Annotated in this window: 1 protein-coding gene; it reads left to right on the plus strand. The window is 78.4% G+C overall.

Features of this window, described 5'->3' with window-relative positions:
- Nucleotides 1-73: 73 nt before the first annotated feature.
- Nucleotides 74-1,351: a hypothetical protein gene (locus V7E45_RS40115; protein WP_333779223.1), complete on the plus strand. Its 1,278-nt coding sequence runs from the start codon at nucleotides 74-76 to the stop codon at nucleotides 1,349-1,351.
- Nucleotides 1,352-1,441: the final 90 nt, after the last annotated feature.

The following is a 1,441-nucleotide window of genomic DNA, read 5'->3' on the forward strand; positions in this document are numbered from 1 at the left end:
GGGGGGGGGGGGGGGGGGGGGCGGGCGGGGCGGCCGGCCCGGGGGAGCCGTCCGGGCGGCGGTCGTCGCGGCCGTGCTGTGTGCCGTGGCCGCGCTGCCGGGCGCGACCGCGGCCGCCGACGGACCCGCGACGTACGCCTTCGCCCCGGGCGCCGTGCCGGTCACGGGTACGGCGGGCACCGCCGACGCTCCCCGGCTCGAACCGGGCCGGACCTACCGCGGCTCCCTCCCCGCCAACGGCCGCCTCTACTACCGTCTCGACCTCGACCGTACGACCACGGCGTACGTCCCCGTCACCGCCGTACCCCCCGCCCACGCCACCGTGTCCGCCACCGACGGCATCCGGGTCTCCGTCCGCGACGCGCACGGCGGGTCGTGCTCGTACGCCGCCGCCCGCTTCGGCGGCGCGCTGAGCCCGCGTCCCGTCACGGCCCTCGGGCAGCGCGAGGCCGGCCGGACATCGTGCCAGGGGGCGGGGACGTACTACCTGCTGGTGGAACGGCTGGACTCCGGGAGTCCGGCAGGCGCAGGGGAATCTGCCGCCGCGGGCTCGGGGCGGACCTGGGACCTGGAGATCGCCCCCGTCATCGAGCCGCGCCCCGCGCGTGCCGGGGCCACGGCCGCGCCCCGGACCTGGGACTCCGCCTCTCCCGAACCCCTGCCCGGCGAGCCACGGGAGCGGGCCGGCGGCGCCGGGTTCGCCTGGGCCAGACCGCTGGGTCAGGGGGTCTGGCGGTCCCGTATCGCCCCCGGCCGAACGCTGTTCTACAGGGTGCCGCTCGACTGGGGGCGCCGGGTGCACGCGGTGGCTGAGCTGGGCGGCACCGCCGGCGGGCACGGCTATGTCGTCGGCGCGCTGAACCTCTCGCTCTACAACCCCGTCCGCGGGCACGTCGACGACGTCTCACTCGGCTACACCGGCACGGCGCGGAGCGCCGCCCTCGACCCGCTGCCGCCCGTGGAGTACGCCAACCGGTACGCCGTCCTCACCGGGGAGAGCGCGGTGCGCTTCGCCGGCGCGTACTACCTGGTCGTGCACCTCAGCGAGCGGATGACCGACACCTTCGGGTCCGGGCCGTTCACGGTGACCCTGCGGGTGCGGATCGACGGTCGGGCGCACGACGGCCCCGGCTACGCGGGCCGGCCCCGGCCGGCGGATGTCTTCACGGTCACCGAGCAGGACCGCGCGGCCGCGGTCACCGGGAGCGCGGGGGGCGACGGCACCGCGATGAAGGCGCTCGCGGCCGGCGGGATCGGCACCGGGACCGCGCTGCTGCTGGTGCTGGGCGTGTGGACGGTGGCGGCCCGGCGGGCTCAGACGCGGGCCAGCGCCCAGAAGCCCACGGCGTAACAGGCCAGCGCCAGCAGCAGGAGGGGGATGGCCGCCTTGGCCGGGGGGCCGGGCCGGCGGGCCCGGTGCCCGCGGGCGCGTGTGCGGGCC

The organism is Streptomyces sp. IBSBF 3136 (genome assembly GCF_036815105.1).
In the GTDB taxonomy this organism is placed as follows: Bacteria; Actinomycetota; Actinomycetes; order Streptomycetales; family Streptomycetaceae; genus Streptomyces.